Annotated in this window: 17 protein-coding genes and 1 riboswitch; of the genes, 4 read left to right on the top strand and 13 right to left on the bottom strand. The window is 67.4% G+C overall.

The window, feature by feature from the left end:
• Positions 1-185 precede the first annotated feature (185 nt).
• The 9 genes from rpsO to rimP form a co-directional block, all read right to left on the bottom strand.
• On the bottom strand, positions 186-455 hold the full coding sequence (gene rpsO / locus QE379_RS02285) for a 30S ribosomal protein S15 (protein ID WP_261268525.1): 270 nt from the start codon (positions 453-455) through the stop codon (positions 186-188).
• Between the two features lie 12 nt (positions 456-467).
• On the bottom strand, positions 468-1,469 hold the full coding sequence (truB, locus tag QE379_RS02280) for a tRNA pseudouridine(55) synthase TruB (RefSeq protein ID WP_306997431.1): 1,002 nt from the start codon (positions 1,467-1,469) through the stop codon (positions 468-470).
• A 10-nt stretch (positions 1,470-1,479) separates the two neighbouring features.
• The gene (locus QE379_RS02275) at positions 1,480-2,091 is read right to left on the bottom strand and encodes a thymidine kinase (RefSeq protein WP_306997429.1); all 612 of its coding nucleotides are present in this window, start codon (positions 2,089-2,091) and stop codon (positions 1,480-1,482) included.
• 576 nt (positions 2,092-2,667) lie between these two features.
• Positions 2,668-3,075, bottom strand: coding sequence for a 30S ribosome-binding factor RbfA (rbfA, locus tag QE379_RS02270; RefSeq protein WP_306997427.1), 408 nt, complete (start codon positions 3,073-3,075; stop codon positions 2,668-2,670).
• Positions 3,076-3,180: 105 nt separating this feature from the next.
• Positions 3,181-6,054 (bottom strand): translation initiation factor IF-2, encoded by a 2,874-nt coding sequence (gene infB, locus QE379_RS02265; RefSeq protein ID WP_306997425.1) that lies wholly within the window; start codon positions 6,052-6,054, stop codon positions 3,181-3,183.
• Positions 6,051-6,854, bottom strand: coding sequence for a DUF448 domain-containing protein (locus QE379_RS02260; protein ID WP_373461708.1), 804 nt, complete (start codon positions 6,852-6,854; stop codon positions 6,051-6,053). Before QE379_RS02260 ends, infB begins: the two co-directional genes overlap by 4 nt.
• The gene (locus QE379_RS02255) at positions 6,835-7,083 is read right to left on the bottom strand and encodes a 4-oxalocrotonate tautomerase family protein (RefSeq protein ID WP_306997423.1); all 249 of its coding nucleotides are present in this window, start codon (positions 7,081-7,083) and stop codon (positions 6,835-6,837) included. The genes QE379_RS02260 and QE379_RS02255 overlap by 20 nt, the downstream gene beginning before the upstream one ends.
• Entirely contained in the window at positions 7,083-8,705 is a 1,623-nt protein-coding gene (gene nusA, locus QE379_RS02250) for a transcription termination factor NusA (protein WP_306997421.1), read from the bottom strand. Before nusA ends, QE379_RS02255 begins: the two co-directional genes overlap by 1 nt.
• A complete protein-coding gene (gene rimP / locus QE379_RS02245; RefSeq protein ID WP_306997418.1) occupies positions 8,705-9,283 on the bottom strand; it encodes a ribosome maturation protein RimP in 579 nt (192 codons plus the stop codon). Before rimP ends, nusA begins: the two co-directional genes overlap by 1 nt.
• Positions 9,284-9,455: 172 nt before the next feature.
• On the opposite strand from rimP, the gene QE379_RS02240 reads away from it, so the two are divergent.
• Together QE379_RS02240 and QE379_RS02235 are read left to right on the top strand one after the other, a co-directional pair.
• Complete coding sequence (locus tag QE379_RS02240; RefSeq protein WP_306997416.1) at positions 9,456-10,667, top strand: PQQ-dependent sugar dehydrogenase; 1,212 nt, start codon at positions 9,456-9,458, stop codon at positions 10,665-10,667.
• A gap of 99 nt (positions 10,668-10,766) precedes the next feature.
• Positions 10,767-12,056, top strand: coding sequence for an ROK family transcriptional regulator (locus QE379_RS02235; RefSeq protein WP_306997414.1), 1,290 nt, complete (start codon positions 10,767-10,769; stop codon positions 12,054-12,056).
• Positions 12,057-12,275: 219 nt separating this feature from the next.
• Here QE379_RS02235 and QE379_RS02230 read toward each other — a convergent pair whose 3' ends face one another.
• Together QE379_RS02230 and QE379_RS02225 are read right to left on the bottom strand one after the other, a co-directional pair.
• The gene (locus QE379_RS02230) at positions 12,276-13,700 is read right to left on the bottom strand and encodes a sugar porter family MFS transporter (protein WP_306997412.1); all 1,425 of its coding nucleotides are present in this window, start codon (positions 13,698-13,700) and stop codon (positions 12,276-12,278) included.
• Positions 13,701-13,871: 171 nt separating this feature from the next.
• Positions 13,872-14,939 (bottom strand): LacI family DNA-binding transcriptional regulator, encoded by a 1,068-nt coding sequence (locus tag QE379_RS02225; RefSeq protein ID WP_306997410.1) that lies wholly within the window; start codon positions 14,937-14,939, stop codon positions 13,872-13,874.
• Between the two features lie 109 nt (positions 14,940-15,048).
• Positions 15,049-15,159, top strand: a riboswitch (SAM-I-IV-variant riboswitch).
• A gap of 49 nt (positions 15,160-15,208) precedes the next feature.
• Between QE379_RS02225 and QE379_RS02220 the strand changes: the two genes are divergently transcribed.
• Both QE379_RS02220 and QE379_RS02215 read left to right on the top strand, forming a co-directional pair.
• Positions 15,209-16,279, top strand: a complete 1,071-nt coding sequence (locus QE379_RS02220; protein ID WP_306997408.1) for a low specificity L-threonine aldolase — start codon at positions 15,209-15,211, stop codon at positions 16,277-16,279.
• 97 nt (positions 16,280-16,376) lie between these two features.
• Positions 16,377-16,643 (top strand): hypothetical protein, encoded by a 267-nt coding sequence (locus tag QE379_RS02215; protein ID WP_306997406.1) that lies wholly within the window; start codon positions 16,377-16,379, stop codon positions 16,641-16,643.
• A 48-nt stretch (positions 16,644-16,691) separates the two neighbouring features.
• Here the strand turns inward: QE379_RS02215 and QE379_RS02210 are convergent, their stop codons facing one another.
• Positions 16,692-17,264 carry an OmpA family protein gene (locus QE379_RS02210; protein WP_306997404.1) on the bottom strand — a complete coding sequence of 191 codons (573 nt, stop codon included), beginning with the start codon at positions 17,262-17,264 and terminating at the stop codon, positions 16,692-16,694.
• A gap of 136 nt (positions 17,265-17,400) precedes the next feature.
• Positions 17,401-18,477: an AI-2E family transporter gene (locus QE379_RS02205; protein ID WP_306997403.1), complete on the bottom strand. Its 1,077-nt coding sequence runs from the start codon at positions 18,475-18,477 to the stop codon at positions 17,401-17,403.
• Between the last annotated feature and the right edge of the window lie 154 nt (positions 18,478-18,631).

Raw genomic sequence — 18,631 nt, 5'->3', positions numbered from 1 at the left:
AGGTCGGCCGAATTGCCGCCCATCCGATTGCTCTACCCGGCCCTTTCGCCGGGTTTGATGACATAGAGGCTTTGGGGATGCGCCTTTGCAGCATCCGGTCGGCCCGGTGCTACATACACCAGCCGATAAAAAAAGGGCACCCCCCGATGGGAGTGCCCTTTTTTGGTCGCTTGCGCGCCCCGCTGTTACTTGCGGAGGCCGAGCTTGGCGATCAGCGCCAGATAGCGGTCGCCATCCTTGTGACGCAGATAGTCGAGCAGCGAGCGGCGCTTGTTGACCAGCATCAGCAGACCGCGACGCGAATGATTGTCCTTCGCATGGGTCTTGAAGTGGCCGGTCAGGTTCTGGATCCGCTCGGTCAGGATCGCGACCTGGACTTCGGGCGAACCCGTGTCACCCTCGGCGCGGGCATGGTCCTTGATGATTTCCTGACGGCGTTCAGCGGTGATCGACATCGTGATCCTTTCTTAATCGAGGTTGAAACCACGAACGACCCGGACATTTTCGTCCAGCGCCTCTACCAGCGCCACCGGGATAGCCCCCAGCATCGCGAAATATTGGCCATCGTCCACGGCAATCCCGGCCAGCACACGCCCCTGACGGAGCGCCCCTGCCTGGTCGGGGTCGAGAGCAAGAGCCGGGATGTCGTCCAGCCCCGCCCTCAGCGGCAGGAGTATCTGTTCAAGGGTGCGCGCCTGCCCCATTTCGTTCAACTTGTCCAGCGATATCGCCGGGGCCAGGGTGAACGGCCCCGCCTTGATCCGGCGGAGCATGGTGACATGGCCGACCGTGCCGAGTGCGAGGGCGATGTCGCGGGCGAGGCTGCGGATATAGGTGCCCTTGGAGACATGGGCGGTAAGGGTGGCCTCCTCTAATCCTCCCTGAGCTCGCTCGGGGAGGGGGACCGCGCCCGCAGGGCGTGGTGGAGGGGCATCGCCGGTCCGTCCCGCCCCTCCACCATCGCTGACGCGATGGTCCCCCTCCCCAAGCGAGCTTGGGGAGGATTGGAGCGAATGGATCGTCACCGCGCGACTCGCCAGCACCACCTCTTCCCCCGCCCGGGCGAGGTCATAGGCGCGCTCGCCATCGATCTTCAGCGCGGAATAGGCGGGCGGCACCTGGTCGATCGGCCCGGTGAAACGGGGCAGCACCGCCTCCAGCGCGGCGCGAGTCGGCCGGACATCGCTCTCCGCGACCGACTCCCCTTCCGCATCCAGCGTCGCGGTCTGCATGCCGAAGCTGATGGTGAAGTCATACACCTTGTCGCTGTCGAGCATCCGCCCGGCCAGCTTGGTCGCCTCCCCCACCGCGATCGGGAGCACGCCGGTCGCCAGCGGATCGAGCGTGCCGCCATGGCCGACCTTGATCCCCTTGCCATAGCCGCCCTGACGCAACACGCGCTTGACCGCGCTCACCCCTTGCGTCGAGCCGAGCCCCAGCGGCTTGTCGAGAATGATCCATCCATGCATCGGCAAGGCGTTAGTCGGGCTGGGCTCCGGCCTCAAGCACCGTGCCGCCCGCCAAGGCCTCACCGAAATGGCGGCGGCACAGCGCGACATAGCGGTCATTGCCGCCGATCTCGGTCTGCGCGCCCTCGGCGATGGCATGGCCCTGCCCATCGACACGCAGGTTCATCGTCGCCTTGGCCCCGCAGACGCACACCGATTTGATCTCGCCGAGCGCATCGGCCAGCGCCAGCAACCGCGCCGATCCGGGGAAAAGCTGTCCCTTGAAGTCGGTGCGCAGGCCGTAGCACAGCACCGGAATGCGGTGCCGGTCCGCCAGCCGTGCCAGTTGGTCGACCTGTTCGGGCGTCAGGAACTGGGCCTCGTCGACCAGGATGCACGCCAGCGGCGTCTTGCCGTGCCGATCCAGCGCACAGGCCTCCAGATCGGTCGTCGCGTGGAAGGGCGTCGCCGGCTGCGACAGGCCGATGCGCGAGGCGATGGTGCCATAGGCGAAGCGGTCGTCGATCGCGGCGGTGAACAGCATCGTGTTCATCCCCCGTTCGCGATAGTTGAAATCGGCCTGCAACAGCATGGTCGATTTCCCCGCATTCATGCTGGCATAGTAGAAATAGAGCTTGGCCATCCGCTGTCCTTAGCCAAAGGACGCCGCCTGATCGAGCATCGGGGTTGGCGCGTCGGGAATCGAAATAGCCTGTGCGGAGTGCCGGGCTCATCCGCCCTCCTCCGTCGCCCCAGCCAAGGCTGGGGCCTCCATCGATAATCCCGACCGTCGCTGCGATAACGAACAGTCCTCCGCGCCTCGGCGCGAACCTCATCCCGTGACCTTCGTTCCGTTCAGCCTGAGCGAAGTCGAAGGCCAAGGGAAAAGGCTTGATCGTGATTCGCGCAGAGGCGCGGAGGACGCAGAGGAATTTTGCAAGTCTTCGTACCCCGGCGAAGGCCGGGGTCCAGTTGCGATGGATACACGAGGGCGCGAGGCATTTGCCCCACCCGCCTTGGCGCGCCGCGCCATCAACACTTTGCTACTGGACCCCGGCCTTCGCCGGGGTGGTGCTCCCTATTCGGTGAGGGCTCTTCTTCTCTGCGCCCTCCGCGCCTCTGCGCGAACCAAAAACCTTCGCAGCTTCGCGTGAACCCTATTTTCCAGCGGTCAAAAGGTGGCCTTTGACTTCGCTCAGGCTGAATGGGGGGGCGGGAGTCAGTCGCCGGAGGGCTCCCCCTCCTCCAGATCCTGCGACACCTTGGGCGAGCGGAGCAGCGAGTCGATATGGCTTCCCTCGTCGAAGCTCTCGTCCGCCAGGAATTTCAGCTTGGCGGCGTATTTCATCTTCACCCGGTGCGCGACCTCGCGCTGGAGATAGGCGGTGTTGGTGCGCAGCGCCTTGATGACGACCTCCTCGTCCTTGCCGAGCAGCGGCTTCACGAAGACGGTCGCGTGGCGCAGGTCGGGCGACATGCGCACTTCGGTCACGCTGACCATATGCTTGGCGAGCGTCTCGTCATGCACGTCGCCGCGCGCGAGGATTTCGGACAGGATATGGCGGACCTGCTCGCCGACGCGCAGCAGGCGGACCGAGGGTTCGGCGGGATTTTTGGACTGGACCATGTTCCGTTTCTTCTCAAACGAAAATCGCGGCCGCCGGACAGGCGACCGCGACTCATTCCGGCATAAAGCGTGGGCGGCAGGATCACTCCCACCGCCCCGCCGTCATCAGAGCGAACGCTCGCGCAGTTCGACCTCGAAGGTTTCGAGATAGTCGCCCGCCTTGATGTCGGTGAAGTTCTGCGTGAACGTCACACCGCATTCCAGACCGGCGCGAACCTCGGCGACATCGTCCTTGAACCGGCGGAGCGAGTTGATCTCGCCCTGGTAGATGATGACGTCGTTGCGCGTGATGCGCGCCTTGAGCGCCTTGCGGATGACACCCTCGGTGACCAGCAGACCGGCGGCCTTGCCGATCTTGCCCGCCGAGAAGACCTCGCGGATTTCGGCGCGGCCGACGACCGTTTCGAACGCCTCGGGACCCAGCTCGCCCGCCATGCCCGCACGAATCTCGTCGATCAGGTCATAGATGACGTCGTAGTACTTCAACGCCACCTTGTTCCGCTCGGCGATCTCGCGCGCCTTGGCGTTGGCACGGACGTTGAAGCCGATGATCGGGGCTCCGCTCGCGGCTGCCAGCGTCACGTCCGACTCGGTGATGCCACCGACGCCCGAGTGCAGGATACGCGCCTTGATCAGATCCGACTGGATCTTGGTGATCGACGCCACGATCGCCTCGACGGTGCCCTGCGTATCCGCCTTCACGACCAGCGGATATTCCTTCGCCTGGTTCGCCTTCAGCGCCGAGAACATCGACTCCAGGCTGGCCGGGGCCGAGGTGGTGCGCTTCTGGAGCACCACGCTCTGTCGATATTCGGCGACCTCACGGGCACGCGCCTCATTCTCGACGACCTGCAACAGATCGCCCGCCTGAGGCACGCCCGACAGGCCGAGAACCTCGACCGGCATCGCCGGACCGGCCTGCTTCACCTGACGGCCCTTGTCGTCGACCAGCGCCCGGACCTTGCCGCTTTCCGCGCCGACGACGAACACGTCGCCGACCTTCAGCGTGCCGCGCGTGACCAGCACGGTCGCGACCGGACCACGGCCCTTGTCCAGCTTGGCCTCGATCACGCTGCCCTCGGCGGCGCGGTCGGGGTTGGCGGCCAGTTCGAGCAGTTCGGCCTGAAGCTGGATCTTTTCGATCAGCGTATCCAGACCGATCTTCTTGAGCGCCGACACTTCGACGTCCTGGGTTTCGCCACCCATTTCCTCGACCTGCACGTCGTGTTCGAGCAGACGCTCGCGGACGCGCTGGGCATTGGCGTCGTGCTTGTCGATCTTGTTGATCGCCACGATCATCGGCTTGCCCGCCGCCTTGGTGTGGTTGATCGCCTCGATCGTCTGCGGCATCAGCCCGTCATCGGCCGCGACCACCAGCACCACGATATCCGTGACGTCGGCACCGCGCGCGCGCATCTGGGTGAAAGCCTCGTGGCCCGGCGTGTCGAGGAAGGTGATCTTCGACTTGTCCTTCAGCGTGACCTGATAGGCGCCGATATGCTGGGTAATGCCACCCGCTTCGCCGCGCACCACGTCGGTGCCGCGCAGCGCGTCGAGCAGCGAGGTCTTGCCATGGTCGACATGGCCCATGATCGTCACGACCGGCGGGCGCGGCTGCAGGCTCTCGGCCGCATCCTCGCTGGTGTCGAGCGCCAGGTCGATGTCGCTGTCCGAGACGCGGACAATGTTGTGGCCGAATTCGGTCACCAGCAGCTCGGCCGTGTCCTGGTCGATGGTCTGCGTCATGGTGACGGGCATGCCCATCTTGAACAGCGCCTTGACCAGATCCGCGCCCTTTTCGGCCATGCGGTTGGCGAGTTCCTGAACGGTGATCGCTTCCGGTACCTGCACGTCGCGGACCTGCTTGACCTGCGGCTCGCGCGGGCCGCCAAAGCCACGCTTTTCCTTTTCGCGGGCACGCTTGAGCGCGGCGAGCGAGCGGGCGCGGGCACCGTCCTCGTTGAGCGCACGGTTGACGGTCAGCTTGCCGCCACGACGCTCGTCACCCTTGCGGTCGCGCTGCTGCGGACGGCCCGGAGGCGCGTTGCGCGGCGTCGGCTGGCCCGAGGGCAGGGAGCGCGGTGCGCCGCCCGACGGAGCCGAGGCGTTGCCGCTCGGCGCGCTGGCCGCCGCCGGAGCCGCCGCCGCGGCGGGCGCAGGCGCGGGCTTGGGGGCGGGCTTCGGGATTTCGGGGCGCTGCACCGGCGAGAAACGGCGCGGCGCAGGCATCGACGGATCGCGACCCAGGATCGGCGGCGTCGGCACCGCCGGAGCGGGGGCGGGCGCAGGCGCGGGCTTCGCCGCGACCGGAGCGGGCGCAGGCGTCGGCGCGGGGGCCGGAGTCGGAGCCGCAGCCTCGACCTTGGGCTCTTCGGCCTTGGGCTCGGGGGCCGGGATCACCGGGCGCTCGACCGGACGGAAGGGACGCGGCTGGACCGAGATGGTCGGCGCGGCCGGGGCTTCCGGCTGGGCGTTCACCTGGGCAGGCGCTTCGGCGACAGGCTCGGGAGCCGGTGCCGGAGTCGGGGCGGGCGTCGGCTCGGGCGCCGGAGCAGCGGCGGCCTCGGCGGCGGCACGCGCACGCTCTTCGGCGCGCTGGCGCTCTTCCTCGGCGCGCTGCTGACGCTCGGCATCCTCGCGGCGGCGCATCTCTTCCTGCATGGCAAGGCGCTGTTCCTCGGCCTCACGCAGCAGGCGGGCCTGACGCTCCTGCGCCGTCTCGTTCGACGGAACGGGGCGCGGCGGGGCGACCGGCGCGGCGGCCATGGGGGCTGCCGGGGCCGGAGTCGGTGCAGGCGCGGCCGCCTCGGGCGCGCCACCCTGCGGGCCCAGGACGCGACGGCGCTTCGTCTCGACGATCACGGTGTTCGAGCGGCCGTGGCTGAAGCTCTGCTTCACCTTGCCGGTCTCGACCGTGCGCTTCAGCCCCAAAGGCTGGCGCATTCCGAGTTTCGGCTTGTCGTTGTCGGTCTCGCTCACTCAAAATCCTCGTGTACGGTCACGGCCGTTCGGTCACCGGTAATGTCGGACGCCGATGCGCCTTGCGAGGCCGTTTCGCAAGGCGTTGCCACAGGGTCGGGTCCGATAAAATGCAGCCAGCGGTCGAGCGCTTCGCTCACCCGCTTTGCCGCGTTACGATCTGTCAGGCCGATGTGTACCACATTTTCGCGGCCCAACGCCATTGACAATATGGGGCGTGTGGCAGGCAGTGCCAACCCCTTGAGATCGGACCCTTCACGATCCGATCCGACGCGCCACGCCTGCGCCAGCTTGCGGCATCCATCCTCGCCAGCATCGGACGCATGATAGAGCGCATGCAACTGTCCCGAGCGCGCCGCCGTCGCGATCTTGTCCGATCCCGTCAGCAACATGCCGGAGCGCGACTCGAGTCCCAGCCGGTCGAGCGCGTTGCGTTCCAGCGCGGCGGTGATCAGGTCGGGCAGGTCGTCGGGAATGGAGAACTCGCCCGTCTTGAAGGCGCGGGCCAAGGCCCCCTTCAACCGCCCCTTCTGGATAGCGATTTCCAGTTCGGCGCGGGTCACGCCGATCCAGCCGCCCCGCCCCGGCGCCTTCGCGCGGACATCGGGCAGCACCCGCCCGTCGGGCGCCAGCGCCAGACGGATCAGGTGCGGGCGCGCGTCATGCTCGCCCGACAGGATGCAGCGGCGGACCGGCCCGTCGATCGAGTCGCGGGCGGCCTTGGCCGCATTCCGGGGACTCCGGCCCTTTCCGGCCGAAGCGGTGTTTACGCCAGCGCGCTCATCGTCCCGGTTCCGCATGCGCGTCTCCCCGGGTGCCAGAGGATTGGTTCGAGGCGGGAGCGTCACGGTCGGCGATCAACTGACCGCCCGCGCCGTAATTCTCCGTCGAGACTTCCTCGATCACGATCTGGACGGCGGCCGGGTTCTTGCCCAGCCGCTCCACCAGCGAACGAGTCACGTCGGCGACGATCCCGGCCTTTTGCTGCTTGGAGGCGGTGCCCGCCAGACGGATCGAGACGAACGGCATCAGGCTTCGTCGCCCTCCGCCTGCTCTTCCCCGGCTTCCACAGCGGGTTCGTCCTCATCGGTGAACCAGTGCGCACGGGCGGCCATGATGATCTCGTTGCCCTGCTCGTCGCTCAGGCCATATTCGGCCAGGATGCCGCCCTTCGGGGCGGGACGCGGGGCATCGTCGCCACGACGGCGCGGCTCGGCGCGCTTCTTCTCGACCAGTTCGTCGGTCGCGAGGTCGGCCAGATCGTCGAGCGTCTTGATGCCCGCCTTGCCCAGCGTGACCAGCATCGCCTCGGTCAGGTACGGCATTTCGGCCAGCGCGTCCTCGACGCCCAGGCCACGACGCTCGTCACGGGCGGCCTGTTCGCGGCGGTCCAGCGCTTCCTGCGCGCGGCTTTGCAGTTCCTGCGCGAGATCCTCGTCGAAGCCCTCGATCGCGGCCAATTCGTCGAGTTCGACATAGGCGACCTCTTCCAGCGCGCCGAAGCCCTCGGCGACCAGAAGCTGCGCCAGCGTCTCGTCCACGTCCAGTTCGTTCTGGAACAGTTCGGAGTTCGCCACGAATTCCTTCTGGCGCTTCTCCGACGCGTCGGCCTCGGTCAGGATGTCGATCGCCTTGGCCGTCAACTGGCTGGCCAGGCGGACATTCTGGCCGCGACGACCGATGGCGAGCGACAACTGATCGTCGGGAACGACGACCTCGATCCGGTCCTCTTCCTCGTCGATCACGACGCGGCTGACGTTCGCGGGCTGGAGCGCGTTCACCACGAAGGTCGCGGTGTCGGGCGACCAGGGGATGATGTCGATCTTCTCGCCCTGCATTTCCTGCACGACGGCCTGGACGCGGCTGCCCTTCATGCCGACGCAGGCGCCGACCGGGTCGATGCTCGAATCGTGCGAAATCACGCCGATCTTGGCGCGGCTGCCCGGATCGCGCGCGGCGGCCTTGATCTCGATGATGCCGTCATAGATTTCGGGCACTTCCTGCGCGAACAGTTTCTTCATGAAGTCCGGGTGCGCGCGGGACAGGAAGATCTGGGGCCCGCGATTTTCGCGACGCACGTTCAGGATCAGCGAACGGATGCGGTCGTTCACGCGGACGACTTCGCGCGGAATCTGCTGGTCGCGACGGATCACGCCCTCGGCGCGGCCCAGGTCGACGACGATGTGGCCGAACTCGACACGCTTGACGACGCCGGTGATGATCTCGCCCTGGCGGTCCTTGAACTCGTCATACTGACGGTCGCGCTCGGCGTCGCGGACCTTCTGGAAGATGACCTGCTTGGCCGCCTGCGCCGCGATGCGGCCGAATTCGATCGGGGGCAGCGGATCGACGATGAAGTCGCCGATCGCGGCACCCTTTTGCAGCTTCTCGGCACCCTTGATGTCGATCTGCTTGTAATAATCGTCGACCTGCTCGACCACCTCGACGACGCGCCACAGGCGCAGGTCGCCCGAGTTGGGATCGAGCTTCGCGCGGATGTCGTTCTCGGCGCCGTAGCGGGCACGGGCGGCGCGCTGGATCGCGTCCTCCATCGCCTCGATGACGATGCCCTTGTCGATCATCTTTTCCGAGGCGACCGCATTCGCGATCGCGATCAGTTCCGCCTTGTTGGCGGAAATGGCGGTAGCCATCAGTGCCGTCCTTCCGTGGTGGCGCCGTCCGTATCGGGCGCGTCCTGATAATAAACCTCTTCCGCGCCCTCGACGGACAGCGGCACCGTCGCGGCGATCAGCCGGTCGGTCATGACGAGCTTGGCGTCCTCGATTCCCGAGAAGGGCAGTTCGTGGCGAACCTCTTCCCCATCGACGATGATGACATTCTCACCCTCGACCCCGGCCAGATCGCCCTTGAACTGCTTGCGGCCGTTCCGCTTCTCGGCCAACGTGATCCGCGCCTCATGCCCCGCCCAGTCGGCAAAGTCCTTCAGCCGGGTCAGCGGACGGTCGATACCGGGCGAGGACACCTCCAGCCGATACGCATGGTCGATCGGGTCGCGGCCCTGCTCCTCCAGCGCGTCCATCACATCGGAGATGCGGCGCGACAGGTCGGCGCAGTCGTCGATGTTGAGCTGGCGCGTGTCGGGGCGCTCGGCCATCACCTGGAGCGTGGGGTCCGACGTGCCGCCATACATCTTCACGCGCACGAGTTCGAAGCCGAGCGCCTTGGCCTCGGGTTCGATGAGTTGCGTCAGAAGGGCGATGTCCGCCATGAAAGCTCCAGATGTGCCGGATCGGTGCCGCGGAACCCGTCCCGCAGCCTCTTTCACCCGACGATGTAAGAGAATGCCGCAGTCTATACCTGCAACGCGCTTGCGAAACAAGCACGCATATCGAAGCGTTACGCTGGCCAAGGGCCGGGACGGCCTTCCGGGAGAGACTGAGATGAAGATGCCGCTGCTCGCCGCATTGCCGGTGGCCCTGATCGCCTGTTCGGGCAATGGACCGGGGCCCGATGAGACGGGCGCGACGCCGCCGGTGACGGTCGCCCCCGGCGGCACGCCCAGCCCCTCGCCCTCCGCCTCCGCCACGCCGCCCGCGACGGCGGCGGACGGCCAGCCCTTCGGTCGGACCGTCATCGCCGATTTCGACGCGCCCTGGGCGATGACCTTCCTCCCCGACCGGCGGATGCTGGTGACCGAGAAGGACGGGCGGATGCTGCTGGTCAGCGCGGACGGGCAACAGCGTCAGACGATCGCGACCATCCCGGTCGATTCGGCGGGCCAGGGAGGGTTGATGGACGTGGTCCTCGCCCCCGATTTCGCCCAGAGCCGCCGCGTCTATTTCAGCTATTCGGCCGCCGCCGAGGGCGGCAAGCGGGTCGTGCTGGCGCGCGGCCGGTTGCAGGAGAGCAATGGCGCGGCCCGCCTTGCCGAGATCGAGGCGCTGTGGCGCGCCAGTCCTGCGGTGACCGGCGATGGCCATTATTCGGGCCGGATCGCCTTCTCGCCGGATGGCCAATATCTGTTCTTCACGGCGGGCGACCGGCAGAAATTCACGCCCGCCCAGGACCCCAAGGCGACGCTGGGCAAGGTGCTGCGCCTGACCCCGGACGGCCAGCCCGCCCCCGGCAATCCGCTGGCCGCGCAAGGGTTCGATCCGGCGGTCTGGTCCTATGGCCATCGCAATTTGCTCGGTCTCGCCTTCGACGCCTCGGGCAATTTGTGGGAGCAGGAAATGGGCCCCAAGGGCGGCGACGAGGTCAATCTGATCCTGCCGGGCCGGAATTATGGCTGGCCCAACGCCTCCAACGGATCGCATTATGACGGGCGCGACATTCCCGATCACCGCGCGGGCGACGGATACGAAGCGCCCAAGGTCTGGTGGAACCCGGTCATCTCGCCCGGCGGGCTGATGATCTATTCGGGATCGCTCTTCCCGCAGTGGCGCGGCGACGCCTTTATCGGCGGGCTGTCGAGCAAGTCGCTGGTCCGCGTCGACCTGAACGGCACCAACGCCACCAAGGGCGATCAATGGGACATGGGCGCGCGCATCCGCGAGGTCGAACAGGGGCCGGACGGCGCCATCTATGTGCTGGAGGATGGCGGCGAGTCGCAAGGGCGCCTCATCAAACTGACCCCGGCGAGCGCATCCTGAACCCCGCGTCGCCCCGGTCGATAGGCCGGGGCGGTCGGAATGGTCGGACAATTCACTTGACCGGCGCTGGCGGTGGGTCGATCCTGCCGCCGGGAGGAGATGGACGAAGACGCTTCGCTCCACCACCACGGGGAGACGAACCAGATGCCATCGCCGCACCGCATGCCGCCCGGCCGCGCGCGCACGGTCGAGGTGCATTCGCGCGACGCCCGGCTGTCGCGCGGCCTGTCCGGCACCAATTTGGAGCGGGCGGGCGACTATAATCTGCGCACCGTGCTCCAGGTGATCCGCATCCACGGCGAAACGACCCGGATCGCCATCGCCAACCAGACCGGCCTGACCCCGCCGACCATCGCCAACATCACCGGGCGGCTGATCGAGATGGGGCTGATCCGCACCGCCGGGCGGCTGCATCGCGGGCGCGGCCAGCCCGCGCTGAAGATCGAGCTGTGCCCCGACGGCGCGTTCGGCATCGGCCTGACCATCGATCGCGACCATCTGGCCATCGCGATCCTCGACCTGAGCGGCAGGGTTCGCGCCCGCGCCACGCGAGAGATCGGTTTCGCCAGCCCTGACGACGTGCTGGCCTTCATCCGCGATACGCTGGGCCCCGCGCTGGTGGAGGGCGGCGTCGACCGTTCGCGCGTGCTGGGGGTCGGGGTGGCGATGCCGGACGGGGTCGACCGCTCGCTGCCCAATCAGACGCGGGGCTATGACGCCTGGGTCGGGGTCGATCTGGAGACGCTGCTCGCCCCCCTGCTGCCCTGGCCGATCCACCGCGACAACGACGCCGCCGCCGCCGCGCTGGGCGAGGCGCAGTATGACCAGGATTTCGAGTGCCCCAGCTTCTTCTACCTGCTGATCACGGCGGGCCTGGGGGGCGGGTTGATCATCGACCGCAGCTATCATCGCGGCGCGCATCGCCGATCGGGCGAGATCGGCCTGATGCCCGATCCCACCGCCGACCGGCCGGGCGCGGTGGTGCAGGACACCGTGTCGCTGGCGGGGCTTCAGGTCCGGCTGGCGGCGGCAGGCCTTGGGCTGGAGTCGCCCGAAACGCTCAGCGAGCATGACGACCCGAAGCTGTCCGCCGTGCTCAACCAGTGGATCGTCGATTCGATCGCCTCGCTGATCCAGCCCTTCGTCGCGGTCACGACCCTGTTCGATCCGCATGCGATCCTGATCGGCGGACGCCTGCCCGCCTGGCTGCTCCACCGGCTGGCGGAGGGGTTGCGCCAGGCGCTGGCGGGGATCGAACTGCCCGCCCGCCCGGTCATCCGCCCCGCCCGCACGGCACAGGACGCCCCCGCGATCGGCGCGGCGATGCTGCCCTTCATGGACCGGCTGCTGCCGTCCGACTCGATCCTGATCCAGGCCGGGCGGGGTTAGTCTCTCCCCCACTCCAACCCCGCCCCCCGAAACCCGTACGCCGTTCGGCCTGAGCGAAGTCGAAGGCCAAGGGAATCCCTTTGCCTCCGGGACACCGGAAACGGTCCGGCGTGGCCTTCGACTTCGCTCAGGCTGAACGGAGGGTGGGGAAAGGACAAAAGGGCCCGCCTCCCCTTTGGAAGCGGGCCCTTCAGGCATCTTACCATGTCCGGTGGGCTATCAGCCCGCCATGTCCTCCAACTCGCGACCGCGCGTTTCTTTGACCATCGCGCGAACGAAGAAGAACGAGACCGCCGCGAAGAAGGCATAACCGAAATAGGTCACGCTCAGGCCCGGCGACACGGCCAGCGCCGGGAAGCTGACCGAGATGGCGGCATTGGCGATCCACTGGGCGAAGCCCGACACCGCCAGGCCCGAACCGCGGATCTGGTTCGGGAACATCTCGCCCAGCATGACCCACATCACCGGGCCCCAGCTGGCGTTGAAGAAGATGACGTACAGGTTCGCCGCGACCAGCGCGATCACGCCATTGTTGCCGGGCAGGGTCACGCCGCCATTCGCGCCGGTGACGGCGGTCGAAAAGGCATAGGCGACGATCGCCAGCGTCACCGCCATGCCCGCCGATCCGATCAGCAACAGCGGCTTGCGCCCGATCTTGTCGACGGTCGCGATGGTGAACAGGCAGGCCGCGATCGACAGCACGCCCGACAGGATGTTGGTCTGAAGCGCATAATCCTCGGAGAAGCCGACCGCTTCCCACAGGGTCGCGCCATAATAGAAGACGACGTTGATGCCGACCAACTGCTGGAAGATCGCCAGACCGATGCCCGCCCACAGGATCGGGCGGATCTTGCCGGTGGTCTTGTCGACCAGATCGGACAGCTTCGGCTTGTGATGATCGGCGGCCAGGCTGGCGCGAATCTCGGCCACCTTGCGGGTCGCCTCGGCCTGGCCGAACAGCTTGGTCAGGACGGTGTGCGCCTCGGCATCGCGGCCCTTGGCGACCAGGAAGCGCGGGCTTTCCGGGATGATCGACAGCGCCGCGAAATAGATGGCCGCCGGGATCGCCTGAAGCCAGAACATCCAGCGCCAGGCGGGATAGCCCAGCCAGAATTCGGCGGTCGAGCCACCGGCATAGCGGGCCAGCGCGAAGTTCGCGACGAAGGCGCCGGTCAGTCCGGTGATGATCATCACCTGTTGCAGGCTCGACAGGCGTCCGCGAATCGCCGCAGGCGTCACTTCGGAGATATAGACGGGCGAGATGACGCTCGCCGCGCCGACGCCCAGGCCGCCGATGATGCGCGCGAAGATGAAGATGATCGAATTGCTCGCCGCCCCCGCCAGCAACGCGCTGACCAGGAACAGGCCCGCGGCCAGCATCATGACGTTGCGACGGCCGATCGCATCGGCCAGGCGGCCCGCCCCGAACGCGCCGATCGCCGAGCCGACCAGGATCGCGCCGACATTGACGCCGATACCCAGGCGACCGAGATCGAAGGCCGCCTCCAGCCCCTTCTGGGTGCCGTTGATGACCCCCGAATCATAGCCGAACATGAAACCGCCGATGGTCGCGACGGCGACGATCGCGGTGATGAAACCATGATTGACGCTGCCAGCGTCCAATCCCCTTGTCTTGTCGGTCACCTCGGGCCCTCTCCTGATCCGTGCATGGCGTCTTCGCCTATCGACACGGCAATGTCCTGTCACCGGCGCGATATGCGACCGGTCATCATGGTAACGCTATCTTAAAACACCGTGCCGTCAAGCATGCGCATCCACCGCCATTCCCCCATTGCGACGGAATATGCCCGCGCATCAGATTTCGCGCGGGCGGCGGCGTGGGGCGGCGTCCGACTGGCGGCGGATCAGGCTGTAGTCGAGCAGGCGGTGCGGGGCGGCGTCGCCATTCTTCTGCCGGATGACCGTCGCCATCATCTCCACCGCCGCGCGCGCCATGTCGGCGATCGGCTGGTGAATGGTGGTCAGCTCGGGCCAGATCGTCGTCGATAGGGTGGTGTCGTCGAAGCCGCACACCGTCAGGTCGCTCGGCACGTCCAGCCCGCGCCGGTGCGCCACCGCGACGCTGGCCGCCGCCATGTCGTCGTTGGAGGCGATGATCGCGGTCGGCGGCTCGGGCAGGTCGAGCAGCCGCTCGGCGGCGTCCAGCCCCGAGCGATAGGTATAGAGGCCGGGCGCGACCAGATCCTCGTCGAACGGCACGCCCATCGCCTCCAGCGCGGCGCGGAACCCCTCGTAACGCCGCGCGCTGGCGGTCAGATTGGGGTTGCCGCAGATGAAGCCGATCCGGCGATGGCCCAGGGTCATCACATGCCGGGTCATCTCCTCCGCCGCCGCGCGGTCGTCGATCTGCACCGCCATGGTCTTCTCGGGCATCTCCTCGGGCGCGCGACCGGTCGCGACCACCACCGAGGGGACTCCCGCCTCGCGCAACAATGCCAGCACCGCGTCCGCCTCGCACAGGGGCGGGGGCAGGATCACGCCATCGATGCCGCCCTTGATCAGGTGCCGCGCCACTTCCATCTCATGATCGCCGATCTCGCACTTCTCGACCACCATCTGCACGTCGAGGCGCGAGGCCTGGTCGAGCGTACCGAGCAGGAATTCGCTCAGATACCCCTGGCTGGGATTGCTGTAGAGCATGCCGACACGGATCTGCGCCGCCCCCGCCAGGCTGCGCGCGGCGGGGTTGGGGGCATAGTTGAGCTGGGCGATCGCCGCTTCCACCTTCTCGCGGGTGGCGGGGCGGACATTGGCCTCGTTGTTGATGACGCGCGAGACGGTCATCAACGAAACACCGGCGGCGCGGGCGACGTCGCTGATCGTGGGAGCGCTGCTGCCGCGGCGCGAAGTCCTGATATTCATGGCGCTACGCTTCCACCTTTCGGACGCCGGACGCAATGCTTTGCGCTCGTTTCCACCCGGGACGACCATGGTAGCGCTTGATTCCCGACGGGCCGGCGTCTAGGGGCCGCATCAGCATCAAGAGTCGGGCCGTCGCCCGGCACCAACCTGCCTCCCGGCAAGGTGGTGCCTCTCCGACAAGGAGGGGGATGTGGCCAGACCGGCAACAACGGGACGATCAGCCACTTTCTCCTCCATCCGACTCGCCCGAACGGACGCAAGGATTTGTGATGGAAACGGCCCGACCCCAATCAATCGCCCCCCAGCAATTTGCGAGCGACAATTACGCGGGCATCTGCCCCGAAGCCTGGGCCGCGATGGACCAGGCCAATCGCGGCTATGTCCCCGCTTATGGCGAAGACCCCTATACCGACCGCGCCGCCGATGCCTTTCGCACGCTGTTCCAGACCAAGTGCGAGGTGTTCTTCGCCTTCAACGGCACGGCGGCCAATTCGCTGGCGCTGGCCGCGCTCTGCCAGAGCTATCACAGCGTGATCTGCTCGGCCTCCGCGCATGTCGAGACGGATGAGTGCGGTGCGCCCGAATTCTTCTCCAACGGTTCCAAGCTGCTGGTCGCGCAGACCGAGGACGGCAAGCTGACGCCCGAGGCGGTCCGCGCGCTCGCCACCGGCCGCTCGGATATCCACTTCCCCAAGCCGCGCGCGGTGACGATCACCCAGCCGACCGAGACGGGCCAGGTCTATACGCTGGCCGAGATCCATGCGCTGTCGGCGACCTGTCGCGAACTGGGCCTCAGGCTGCATATGGATGGGGCGCGCTTCGCCAATGCCTGTGCCGCGCTGGGCTGCTCGCCCGCCGACATGACCTGGCGCGCCGGGGTCGATGTGCTGTGCTTCGGCGGCACCAAGAACGGCATGGCGGTGGGCGAGGCGATCCTGTTCTTCGACCCCGTGCTGGCGGAGGATTTCGATTATCGCTGCAAACAGGCGGGGCAGCTGGCGTCCAAGATGCGCTATCTGGCCGCGCCGTGGATCGGCATGCTCGACAGCGGCGCATGGCTGTCCAACGCCGCGCACGCCAATGCCTGTGCCCGGCGGCTGGCCGACCGGGTGGCGGGCCTGCCAGGCATCGCGCCGATGTTCCCGGTCGAGGCCAATGCGGTGTTCCTCAGCGCGCCGCCCGCCGTACTGGATGGCCTGCGGGCACGCGGCTGGCGCTTCTACACCTTCATAGGCGGCGGGGCGCGCTTCATGTTCGCCTGGGACGCCGACCCGGCGCGGGTGGACCAGCTGGGCGACGACATCGCGGCGGTGGCGGTCGAGGCGTTGCAGGCGGCGTGACGGGGATTTGGCCGGGCGGCGCGCTCCGTCCGGCCAAGCACTTGATAAGTCGGAAATACTGCCTCATCCTCCGCATCATCGAGGGAGGAACATCGAAATGAAGCGTCAATGGGCAGCGGTCGCCATGGCCGCCGTCATCCTGTCCGCCGCACCGGCAGGTGCACAGTCGTCCGAACCCCGTCCCAAGCCGCAGGAGAAGAAGACCTGTCGCCGGCTGATGCCGACCGGCTCTTTCCTTCCCACGCGCGTGTGCAATACCGAGGCGCAATGGCGCGAGTTCGATGGCGTCAATCAGCAGGGCGTGGGCGAATTCCGCCGCGCGCTCAACATGACCAGCACCAACGAACGCAACCGGCCCAACTGACGGACGCTCCCGCCCCGGCCATGTTGCGTTGGCGGAAGAGTGAGGCGGTCAGCGGTCGGCGGGCGCCAGGTCGATCTCCACCCGGCGGTTGCGCGCGCGACCGGCGCTATCGTCGCTGCCATCGGGCTTGGCATTGGGGGCGATGGGGCGCGTCTCGCCCAGCGCGATGAGCTTCATGTCGGCGCGGGCGATCCCCTTGCCCGCCAGATAGTCGCGCACCGCCTCGGCCCGCTTGCGCGACATGATGCGATTGGCCTCGTCATCCCCCTCGCTGTCGGAATGGCCGCTGAGCACGATGCGGCCGCTCTTCACCCTGGGATCGGCGGCGAGCCGGTCGAGCGCCGCGCGTGCATTCTGGTCCAGCGCCGCGCCGCCCTCGGCAAAGCCGATGGTCGACAGGCTGGCCCCGGGGTTGGCGGCGACCGCACCGGGCAAGGCGTCGGACCTGGGAGGCATGGCCCCCCTCGTATCGGCGGAGGGTGACGGGTCGGGGACGGGCAGTTCGATCGACACGCCCTTGGCCCCCGCCGCGCGGGCGACCGCCGTATCGCCGGTGTCGCATCCGGCCAAAGCCAAGGCGAGCCCGGTCATGGCCGCCAGCCCCCCCGATCGCATCCGCATTCGCATCCCCCTTGCCCGGTCCGGCCCCGACCGATCCGCTCGGACGTGAACCATAAGGAGGCGATTGCTGCGGCGCAAACGGGAGAAGCGCGACACGATGCGTGCGGGAACGGACCAGATCGAGACAGGTGCGCGCCTATTCCCCAGTGGGGGGCAGGATGACGCCGCGTTCCTCGCTCAGGATACGCCACCCCGCCAGGAACAACGCCGCAACCACCGGGCCGACGACGATGCCGCTCAGTCCCAGCAGCTCGATCCCTCCCAGCGTGGTCAGGAGCACGATCCAGTCGGGCAGCCCGGTGTCGCGCCCGACCAGGATGGGCCGCAGGATATTGTCGGCCAGGCCGATGACCAGCACGCCCGAGGCGACGACCACCGCCCCCTGCCAGATCGCACCCGTCGCCAGCAGATAGATGGCGACCGGCACCCAGATGATCGCCGGGCCGATCGCGGGCAGCAGCGCCGCGATCGCCATCAGCACGCCCCAGAGCAAAGCGGCGGGCACCCCGACGATCCAGAAGGTGATCGCCCCCAGCGCGCCCTGGACCAGCCCGACGATGACCGACCCCTTGATCGTCGCGCGCACCACCGCGACGAAGCTGTCGGCCAGCCGGGCGGCCACGCCCTGCTCCAGCGGCAAGGCACGGACGAAATTCGGGCCCAGCCGGTCGCCGTCGCGGATCAGGAAGAAGGCGACATAGAGGCCGACGCCGAAGGCCAGCGCGAAGGCAAAGGCGTTGCGCCCGATCGACAGCGCCTGGGTCGCGATCTGGCTGACGCTGCTGCTCAAGGTGCGCGAGACGCGCTGTTGCAGCCCCTCGAAACTGCCGATGCCCGAACTGTCCATCATCTGGCGAAGACGGCTCGGCAGCGCGTCGCGCACCTGCTGGAAATATTGCGCGAAATCGATCTGGCCGCTGCGCATCTTCAGATAGACGCCTGACGCCTGATCCACGACCATGCTGCCGATCAGCAGGGTCGGCACGACCACCGCGAAGGTGATGATAAGCATGGTGAGCCCGGCGGCGGTGTTGCGCCGCCCGCCGGTCTTGGTCAGCAGCCACTGGAACAGCGACCGGAACAGGATCGCCGCCAGCCCCGCCCACAGCAAGGCGATCAGAAAGCCGGAAATGACCGCGATCAGGCCGATGGTGATGAACGCGAGGAAGAGGATGAATCCCCCCCGTTCGATCTTCTGCCGGTCGATGATCATATGGTCCTCCCCCATTCGCATCGCCGCCTAACCGTCACGTCGCCGCAACGGTTCCGTGATTTGGGTTAATTGGATGACGGGGATGTTACACTTTGGGAAGCCGCCTCCGTCCGTTCGGCCTGAGCGAGGTCGAAGGCCAAGGGAATCCCTTTCC

It is taken from the genome of Sphingomonas sp. SORGH_AS_0879, from assembly GCF_030819175.1.
In the GTDB taxonomy this organism is placed as follows: domain Bacteria; phylum Pseudomonadota; class Alphaproteobacteria; order Sphingomonadales; family Sphingomonadaceae; genus Sphingomonas.
This window is presented reverse-complemented; position numbering and strand designations above follow the sequence as displayed.